Genomic DNA, 9079 nt, shown 5'->3' with positions numbered 1-9079 from the left:
TTTCGATACGCAATTTCAATCAAGGAGTCATTATGGCTGGTTGGTTTGAACTCAGTAGGAGCAGTGATAATCAATTCCGGTTTGTGCTAAAAGCGGGCAATGGTGAGACTATCCTCACCAGCGAGCTGTATACCTCAAAAGCCTCTGCGGAAAAGGGCATCGCGTCAGTGCGTAGCAACAGCCCACAAGAAGAACGCTATGAGAAAAAAACAGCAAGCAACGGCAAATTCTATTTCAATCTGAAAGCCGCCAATCATCAAATTATCGGCTCCAGCCAGATGTACGCCACCGCGCAATCTCGTGAAACCGGAATTGCCTCCGTTAAAGCCAATGGCACAAGCCAGACGGTGAAAGACAATACGTAATTACGATGCCGGGCGTAGGTTGTTGGCGTCCGGCTTTATTTTCTCTCATCACAGAGTTACTATCCCTCAGGAAATTATTAATCATGAAATGAGTTTTCTCCTCATAACTGATAAGGAAAATTATGCTCAAAGGATTGCGTACATTATTTACACGCAGGGTTTTGTTTAACGTCGAAATGAATAATTCTGTTGACTGTGAATTATTTCTTATCCAGCAACAACTCCAGTCGATGATAGCCGATCCAGGCAATTATATAGCGCATGATTGTGATCTCAACGATACTCTGGTTCTTTGCCAGCTTACCCATCACCACAATGGATATATACGAGAAAAGGCCGTGCAATGTCTGGGACAAAAAGAGGATGTTGCAGCTATAGAAGAATTATTACTTGCAGCTAATGACTGGGTAAAAGAGGTTCGCCTTGCTGCAACCATAGCGTTACGTCATTTAAAGAAGGATAAGAATGCAGCGGCATTTGCCGTTAATCTTCCCTTGATACGTAACCTTCTCCAATGCCAGCGTTACGATCACCGTGCATTTGTAGACGAGATACTTAGATTTTTATTGACAGAAAATAGCCGTCCACAATTAACGTGTTGGCTTACTTGCCCTGATAAAAAACTCTCCCGCGCAGTATTACAAACGCTGATTGAATATGGCTACTTTAATGATGAATCTTCGCTGCTTTTAATACTCAAGCAGCCCGACGAAGGTTTACGAATGCTGGCGGTCACCCACTGGCTGCGTCAACAATTACCGTTAAGCGAAGCGGTATTAACTCGTCTGTTAAAAGACCGCTGGCCGCGTATTCGACAAGCAACGTTGTTTAGCCTTACTGACCGAGCTATAGAAATTCCTCCGGAGTTGTACAGAGCATTACTGCTGGATAACAATATGTTGATCCGTCTACGCGCTAAAAACATGCTTAATGACGTCATGGATGTTGTGCAATTCTGGCGTCATGTTGTCACCTCGACTGAATATACTCCCTCACAGCGCCGGGCAGCTTTATACGGGCTGGACTCCATTCATGATGCCAATATTTTAAAACTGGCAGAATGGGGATTATCACAGGATGTATTCCCACTGCGATTAGCCGCTATGTATATTCTTGCGAAAGCCAATCCTGATGGTGGTGTCAAAGGGATTATTCTGACCACACTGGCTAACCCGGACGCCTCCGGGCTTCGATTTATGGTTAACATCTGTGTATGGTGTCGAGTTCCGCTCACGTTCGAGGAAATACGTCAGTTGCAGGAAAACGCACCGTCAGTTAAACATGCTTGCGCATATTGTCGGCTGTATCATAACTTGAACAAATGGGCCTGTTTAATTCTTCTTCTGCAATCGCAACACAAGCTAACTGAAGAATTTGCAGGTAAACAGCTCGCGATATGGCAACGCAATTTCAATCTTTCGGGCATTCAACCAAATGCTCCTCAGCGTCAGCAACTTCAGGCGCTTTTTACCTGCAATCCGGAACTTCACAACAAGTTATGGGGTTATATTCCCTTTCTTTAACACCAAATTAAGGTCAACTGATAACAATTGAACCTGACGACTATCGGAATCAAAACGAAATAAATGCGCTCAGTCTTTCCCTTAACATTGTCACTGGAGTCAACCCCACCGATTGCGCTACAATGCCCGCCCTTAAAGTGGGGGCACTCCCCTAACCGCTTCATCAGGTGAAGCGGATCTGACCTGTCATCAGAACGAGAGAATTATGTTTAAACCGGAACTCCTTTCCCCGGCGGGAACGCTGAAAAATATGCGTTACGCTTTCGCTTATGGCGCAGATGCTGTTTATGCGGGCCAGCCGCGTTACTCCCTGCGTGTGCGCAACAACGAATTCAACCACGAAAATCTCCAGCTCGGCATTAACGAAGCCCATGCGTTGGGGAAAAAGTTTTATGTCGTGGTCAACATTGCACCGCACAATGCCAAGCTGAAAACCTTTATCCGTGACCTGAAACCGGTGGTTGAAATGGGGCCGGATGCGCTGATTATGTCCGATCCAGGGCTGATTATGCTGGTGCGTGAGCACTTCCCTGAAATGCCGATCCATCTCTCGGTACAGGCTAACGCCGTGAACTGGGCGACGGTGAAATTCTGGCAGCAAATGGGCCTGACCCGCGTGATCCTCTCTCGCGAGCTGTCGCTGGAAGAGATTGAAGAGATCCGCAATCAGGTGCCGGATATGGAGGTAGAGATCTTCGTTCACGGCGCGCTGTGCATGGCCTACTCCGGTCGCTGCCTGCTCTCTGGCTATATCAACAAGCGCGACCCGAACCAGGGCACCTGCACCAACGCCTGCCGCTGGGAGTACAACGTCCAGGAAGGGAAAGAAGATGACGTTGGCAACATCGTGCACAAGTACGAGCCGATTCCGGTGCAAAATGTTGAGCCGACGCTGGGTATCGGCGCGCCAACCGACAAAGTGTTTATGATCGAAGAAGCTCAGCGTCCGGGCGAGTATATGACCGCGTTTGAAGATGAGCACGGCACTTACATCATGAACTCGAAAGATCTGCGCGCTATCGCCCACGTTGAACGCCTGACCAAAATGGGCGTGCATTCGCTGAAAATCGAAGGTCGTACAAAATCTTTCTACTATTGCGCACGCACCGCGCAGGTTTACCGTAAAGCTATCGATGACGCAGCTGCGGGAAAACCATTCGATACCAGCCTGCTGGAAACTCTGGAAGGTCTGGCGCATCGTGGCTATACCGAAGGTTTCCTGCGTCGTCATACTCACGACGATTATCAGAACTACGAATACGGTTATTCAGTTTCTGACCGCCAGCAGTTTGTTGGTGAGTTTACCGGTGAGCGCAAGGGCGACCTCGCGGCGGTAGCGGTGAAAAATAAATTCTCCGTTGGCGACAGCCTTGAGCTGATGACGCCGCAAGGGAACATTAACTTTACCCTTGAGCATATGGAAAACGCCAAAGGCGAAGCAATGCCGGTCGCACCGGGCGATGGTTATACTGTGTGGATCCCGGTCCCGCAGGATCTTGAGCTAAATTACGCGCTGCTGATGCGTAATTTCTCCGGGGAAACCACGCGTAACCCCCACGGTAAGTGATTAATTTCGATTATTTTTCCCGGATGGAAAATTCTTAGAAACCGATCACATACAGCTGCATTTATTAAGGTTATCATCCGTTTCGCTGAAAAACATAACCCATAAAATGCTAGCTGTACCAGGAACCACCTCCTTAGCCTGTGTAATCTCCCTTACACGGGCTTATTTTTTATGCGTAATTCAATGAAACAGAAGGAAGGATTCATACCTGGTTACCTCCTTCCATTGACCATATCGATAGAATTCCCCATCATAGCACGATGCCTTTCACTTAACGGCATCGTGCTCGCACAGGGTCCGGCTACGCACAGCCAGAACGCGCATGTTTGACGCTTACAAAAAATGAAGCTAAAGCATAGGAATATTTATGCCATCATTTTCTGATAGCCGCATAAAATAAAAATTCTGCTGTAGTTTCATCTATCTGCTTGTCATTATTACTCACATTCAATAATGGTGTTGAAGAATACCTTATCAGAGATAAAAATGGATGTGTCCATGGTAGTCTTGAATCTATTCTCACTCTCCACATTTGAATGTCAGACGCGCGACGCCATGTAATCCTGCCCCTTCAGTCTTCAGGTTAACTATCTGCATTTTTTTGCCCTGAGTAACACAGAAATTAGCTGCATCATTTTTCACTATATTTTCCGCACCAGATATTCTGCCCCTGGCTAAAGATGCTTCGGCTTCAGTGTAGTATTGGTTATCGAGTTTACGCTGGATATTACTTTTATAGGCAAGACCGAATTTACCGATACTTGTCTCATCATTATGCACAGCACAACCAGACATAAGAAAAACACTAATTAATGATATAGCAGCTGTCTTTTTCATCTCACCTTCCCCCATTAAACACCAACGACACTCTCTAGTGTTGAAATATAATAATGACATCATTGTCATTATTGAATAGGATTATAATAAATGTTTTGTGCAGAATTTCCTACATAAGTAGGAAATACAGACATGGAGGCCTATCACAGATAACCTCATAGGAATTATTTAATATAATTGGAATCGTACATTGAGGATGCCATTGCTTTGTTGAATATGATGCATATGCTCTTTTGAAGTTTGTCCCTGACTACCGTTAATGTTCGCTGCCACGCTGAATCCACAGTAAAATAATGCTTAAGTGCTTTGAGTGATCATTTATGTCGATAAAAACCGAGTGTACCGTTGCCCCCCTTACTGGTAACCACTGAATTCCCTATCCTTGAACTGATTTTTTATCCTCCGATTTTCATCCTGTTCTGACTCCGCCTTTTCTTTTCTGCTCTACACTATCTACAGACCAATCATAAAGGCATACGATTATGGCAGAATTTCCCGCCAGCTTACTGATTCTTAACGGCAAAAGTACTGACAATCAACCCTTGCGCGAAGCAATTATGCTGTTGCGCGAGGAAGGAATGACGATCCATGTGCGGGTCACCTGGGAGAAAGGCGATGCCGCCCGATTTGTAGAAGAGGCCCGGAGGCTGGGCGTCGCAACGGTAATTGCCGGTGGTGGCGATGGCACTATTAATGAAGTTTCCTCGGCGCTGATTCAGTGTGAGGGCGATGACATACCCGCGCTGGGGATTTTGCCACTAGGTACAGCGAACGATTTCGCGACCAGCGTGGGTATACCTGAGGCACTGGATAAGGCGCTGAAACTAGCAATTGCTGGTGACGCTATTGCGATTGATATGGCGCAGGTCAACAAAAAAACCTGTTTTATTAATATGGCAACGGGTGGGTTTGGGACACGTATTACCACAGAAACGCCGGAAAAATTAAAAGCAGCGCTGGGTGGCGTCTCTTACATCATTCACGGCTTAATGCGCATGGATACACTGCAACCGGACCGTTGTGAAATCCGCGGTGAAAACTTTCACTGGCAAGGTGACGCACTAGTCATTGGTATTGGTAACGGCCGTCAGGCAGGTGGCGGTCAGCAATTGTGCCCGAACGCATTAATTAACGACGGCTTACTGCAACTGCGCATTTTCACCGGCGATGAAATTCTTCCGGCTCTCGTATCAACCTTAAAATCTGACGAAGATAACCCGAATATTATCGAAGGTGCTTCGGCGTGGTTCGATATACAAGCGCCACACGAAATTACCTTTAATCTTGATGGCGAACCGTTGAGTGGGCAAAACTTCCATATTGAAATACTTCCGGCAGCATTGCGCTGTCGATTACCACCGGATTGTCCATTATTGCGTTAATCAAATTTCCCTTTCTTAATTCAGGGAGTATCAGTGATGCCGGATTCGGTGTACACACCTTATCCGGCATAAAGAACAATGCTACACCGTAATTAATTTCACCCGTGTTTTCTGCAATGCCAGTTTATCCACCTCTGACACGGCATCATCAGTAATAATAATGTCAATTTTTTCAATCGGTAGTACCTGATTAAAACCGCGACGGTTAAATTTCGATGAATCGAGAACGGCAATCACTTTATTAGCGGCTGTGACCATCGCACCGCTAATCGAATAACCTTCATTAAAGGTCGTAATACCATTAACCGCATCAATACCATCAGCACCGACAAACATTAAATCGGCATTAATATCCTGCAATGAACGCTCGGCAATGGAGCCATGCATCGAGCGCGTTTTATGGCGGACCGTGCCACCACAGACGACCAGAGTAATGTCTTTATTTTCGGAAAGGGCAAACGCCGCCGGGAGACTGTTGGTAATCACCGTGATATTTTTGGCGGTCATTAAACCTTCGGCGATAAGCATTGTCGTACTTCCGCTGTCGAGAATAACGGTCATCCCTTCGTGGATCATTTTGACTGCCGCCTGCGCTATTCTGTTTTTCGGCGCGCTGGCGAGCTGAAATCGCTCTTTAAACCCGACTTCCTGGGTCTCGGTTTCACTATTACCGGACATTATTTTCGCCGCACCGCCATGAAAGCGCGTAACCACGCCTTTTTGTTCGAGAAAGCGCAAATCGGCACGGATTGTCGCTTCCGAGGCAGCAAATACTCCCGCCAGATCCTGAACAAGCACGGTTCCCTGTTCATTCACTAATTGGATGATCTTATTCCTTCGCTCGAATGAATTCATCGTCATTTACCCATATTCAATTGTGGCTAGTGTAAACGAAGGGGGACCATTGGTGAATGATCTGTTTTGCACAATACCGGGCCAGCATCACGCTGGCCCGCGGTTTCAGGGAACAAGCAACACTTTGCCCGGCATAGCATTACGAGCGATGTCACGCACCGCCTGGGCGAAGCTTTCAAAGCTTCCACGGTGAGCGATTAATGGCTCCAGGCTTAACTTACGTTCTGTCAGCAACCGGCTCGCCGTTTCCCACTCCTGCCCCGGCCAAGGGCTGGAGTAGTTCATCCAACTGCCGATAACCGTCAGCTCTTTACGTAATATTTTGCCAAACGTTGTCGATGTTAAATGCAGATCCTGATGCAACGTGCCCACCAGCGCCAGCTGGGCATGAGGCCCGGCAATCTCTACCGCCAGTTCGACGGTTTGCGGGACGCCAGCCGTCTCGAGGATAAGCTGATTAAAGCGCAGCTCGCGTAAAACGCCCTGCATTTGCGGCGCGCTTATTTCAAGGCTGTTAAATGTTTGCATCGCACCGAAAGATTTTGCCAGTGCCAGTTTTTCTGAGCTAATGTCGATAGCCGTCACACTCTTTGCTCCCAGCGCGACAGCGCACTGAATGGCCAGCAGGCCAATGGTTCCGGCACCAATAATAATAACGTTTTTATTCTCACAACCTTGCGCTAAATGGAAAGCATGCAGGCCAACGGTAATCGGTTCAATAAAAGCCCCATCCTCAATAGGCATATGCGCAGGTAGAGCAAAGACATTTTTCCGCTTAACGACAATATATTCGGCAAACCCACCATCACGCCGTGAGCCAATAAAATCATATTTTGCGCACTGGGAATAAAACCCTTTCAGACACTCTGGACAAGTAAAACAGGGTAATAACGGCACACAGGCAACCGCATCGCCAGGATGTAAATCATCAACACCGGATCCCACAGCATCAATATAGCCGCTAAATTCATGGCCTAACGTTATTGGATAATAATGTGCACCATTTTTAAAAATTCTGGGTAAATCGGAACCACATAATCCCGAGCTGGCAATTTTTACCCGCACCTCATCCTGATGTTTAATTTCAGGAATGACTCGTTGGGCAACGCGTACGATACCATCAGTATCATTCACCACTGATTTCATAAAAACTCCTGATTATTAAGGGGGATAAACTCCCCCTCAGGTAAAAATTATTCTGCGAGAACGGCTTTCCCTTGTTTAATAAAGCCGCGCGCTCTACGCCAGGTCATGAAAATACCGGTAAGATAAATGGCACCGATAATAATGAAACCGGAAATATTTTGCGGGGAGAAAACCTGAATCAGTAACCAGGTAATGGGAGAACCGCCCTGATCCATTGAAGCCACCATGCCCCCGGCTTTTAACGCCCCAGCATTAGCTGCCAGTTGGGTGTGCAAACCAATAGTTTGCGTCGCGATCCACAGGGTGATGCTCATAATGATGACACCCGAGATTAAGGTGCGGAACAGATTTCCACGATGCACGGCAACTGCCATCGCAACAAAGAAGCCGATGGTGGCAAGGTCGCCAAACGGCAGTACCTGATTACCCGGAACACAAACAGCAATTAAAATGGTGAGCGGGATAAAAATCAGGCTTGCCGATACCACCGCCGTATGCCCCAGCAGCAACGCCGGATCAAGGCCAATCAGGAACTCCTGACCGCCGAACTTCGCCTGTAAACGACTACGAGCCTGCTTAGCGATGGGCGTTAAACCATCCATGATGGGTTTAATCACCCGTGGCATCAGCAGCATAACTGCCGCCGTTTTTACCGCCAGCTGCAATACACCTTTGACATCGTAACCCGCGAGGATGCCGATAATCAGCCCCATCACAAAGCCCACGGTGACAGGTTCGCCAAATGGGCCAAATTTGCGCTGAATATCGTCGGCGCTAAATTTAATACGGTTAACGCCTGGGATTTTCTCGATGATAGCATCCACCAGCACCGCAATTGGCCCCAGATAGGCCGACGTACCGTGAGGAATAGCAATGCCTTCCAGCTCAAAGAAATTTCGGGTATCGCGGGCAAACCAGTCGCCGAGCTTATAAACAAACGCCGCGTGAATTACCACACCCGCCATCCCTATCATCCATGAACCGGTTGCCAGATGCAGCAATGCGCCGGTGAAGGTCATATGCCAGATATTCCATATATCAACATTTACCACCCGCGTCATACGGGTCAGTAGCATCGCCACGTTAACCAGAATCGCAATCGGAATCGCCACCAGCGCAATTTGCGACGCCCAGGTCATTGGTGAAGAGCCCGGCCAGCCGACATCGACCACATGCAGATTCAGGTCGAAATTTTCCGCCATCGCTTTCGCCGCCGGGCCAATGGAATCCAGCATTAAGCCAATCACCAGGCCGATACCAACAAAGCCAATCCCGATATGCAGACCCGCTTTAAAGCAATCGCCTGCCTTCATGCCTAATATCTTAGAAAAAATAATGATGACAATCGGCAACATGACCGTAGGGCCGAGGTCGAGAATATAACGCATGACTTCTGAAAACATA

At 47.5% G+C, this 9079-nt stretch carries 8 protein-coding genes; 4 read left to right on the top strand and 4 right to left on the bottom strand.

Annotated features, from left to right (window positions below; translation table 11 throughout):
* The first annotated feature begins 32 nt into the window (after window positions 1-32).
* The 3 genes from BEB54_RS01880 to trhP all read left to right on the top strand — a co-directional run bounded on the left by BEB54_RS01880 (window position 33) and on the right by trhP (window position 3455).
* A complete protein-coding gene (locus tag BEB54_RS01880; RefSeq protein WP_001364219.1) occupies window positions 33-365 on the top strand; it encodes a YegP family protein in 333 nt (110 codons plus the stop codon).
* A gap of 122 nt (window positions 366-487) precedes the next feature.
* A complete protein-coding gene (locus BEB54_RS01875; protein WP_088541361.1) occupies window positions 488-1888 on the top strand; it encodes a HEAT repeat domain-containing protein in 1401 nt (466 codons plus the stop codon).
* Between the two features lie 205 nt (window positions 1889-2093).
* Entirely contained in the window at window positions 2094-3455 is a 1362-nt protein-coding gene (trhP, locus tag BEB54_RS01870) for a prephenate-dependent tRNA uridine(34) hydroxylase TrhP (protein WP_000476037.1), read from the top strand.
* 519 nt (window positions 3456-3974) lie between these two features.
* Here trhP and BEB54_RS01860 read toward each other — a convergent pair.
* A complete protein-coding gene (locus tag BEB54_RS01860) occupies window positions 3975-4292 on the bottom strand; it encodes a hypothetical protein (protein WP_001353116.1) in 318 nt (105 codons plus the stop codon).
* Between the two features lie 482 nt (window positions 4293-4774).
* Between BEB54_RS01860 and yegS the strand changes: the two genes are divergently transcribed.
* Window positions 4775-5674, top strand: a complete 900-nt coding sequence (yegS, locus tag BEB54_RS01855) for a lipid kinase YegS (protein WP_105276909.1) — start codon at window positions 4775-4777, stop codon at window positions 5672-5674.
* Window positions 5675-5755: 81 nt separating this feature from the next.
* On the opposite strand, the gene BEB54_RS01850 is transcribed toward yegS, so the two are convergent.
* The 3 genes from BEB54_RS01850 to BEB54_RS01840 form a co-directional block, all read right to left on the bottom strand.
* Complete coding sequence (locus BEB54_RS01850) at window positions 5756-6529, bottom strand: DeoR/GlpR family DNA-binding transcription regulator (RefSeq protein WP_001295426.1); 774 nt, start codon at window positions 6527-6529, stop codon at window positions 5756-5758.
* Between the two features lie 105 nt (window positions 6530-6634).
* On the bottom strand, window positions 6635-7675 hold the full coding sequence (gatD, locus tag BEB54_RS01845) for a galactitol-1-phosphate 5-dehydrogenase (RefSeq protein ID WP_105276908.1): 1041 nt from the start codon (window positions 7673-7675) through the stop codon (window positions 6635-6637).
* A gap of 47 nt (window positions 7676-7722) precedes the next feature.
* Window positions 7723-9078 (bottom strand): PTS galactitol transporter subunit IIC, encoded by a 1356-nt coding sequence (locus BEB54_RS01840; protein WP_105282115.1) that lies wholly within the window; start codon window positions 9076-9078, stop codon window positions 7723-7725.
* Between the last annotated feature and the right edge of the window lies 1 nt (window position 9079).

Source organism: Escherichia sp. MOD1-EC6021 (assembly GCF_002965245.1).
Taxonomy (GTDB): domain Bacteria; phylum Pseudomonadota; class Gammaproteobacteria; order Enterobacterales; family Enterobacteriaceae; genus Escherichia; species Escherichia coli_F.
Note: the sequence above shows the minus strand (reverse complement) of the source record. Positions and strands in the feature narration are given on the sequence as shown.

Bases quoted from the DNA above. Each gene is read 5' to 3' on its own strand.
- yegS (WP_105276909.1), top strand. From the start codon at position 4,775: ATGGCAGAATTTCCCGCCAGCTTACTGATTCTTAACGGCAAAAGTACT.
- gatD (WP_105276908.1), bottom strand. From the start codon at position 7,675: ATGAAATCAGTGGTGAATGATACTGATGGTATCGTACGCGTTGCCCAA.
- BEB54_RS01850 (WP_001295426.1), bottom strand. From the start codon at position 6,529: ATGAATTCATTCGAGCGAAGGAATAAGATCATCCAATTAGTGAATGAA.
- BEB54_RS01860 (WP_001353116.1), bottom strand. From the start codon at position 4,292: ATGAAAAAGACAGCTGCTATATCATTAATTAGTGTTTTTCTTATGTCT.
- BEB54_RS01840 (WP_105282115.1), bottom strand. From the start codon at position 9,078: ATGTTTTCAGAAGTCATGCGTTATATTCTCGACCTCGGCCCTACGGTC.
- trhP (WP_000476037.1), top strand. From the start codon at position 2,094: ATGTTTAAACCGGAACTCCTTTCCCCGGCGGGAACGCTGAAAAATATG.
- BEB54_RS01880 (WP_001364219.1), top strand. From the start codon at position 33: ATGGCTGGTTGGTTTGAACTCAGTAGGAGCAGTGATAATCAATTCCGG.
- BEB54_RS01875 (WP_088541361.1), top strand. From the start codon at position 488: ATGCTCAAAGGATTGCGTACATTATTTACACGCAGGGTTTTGTTTAAC.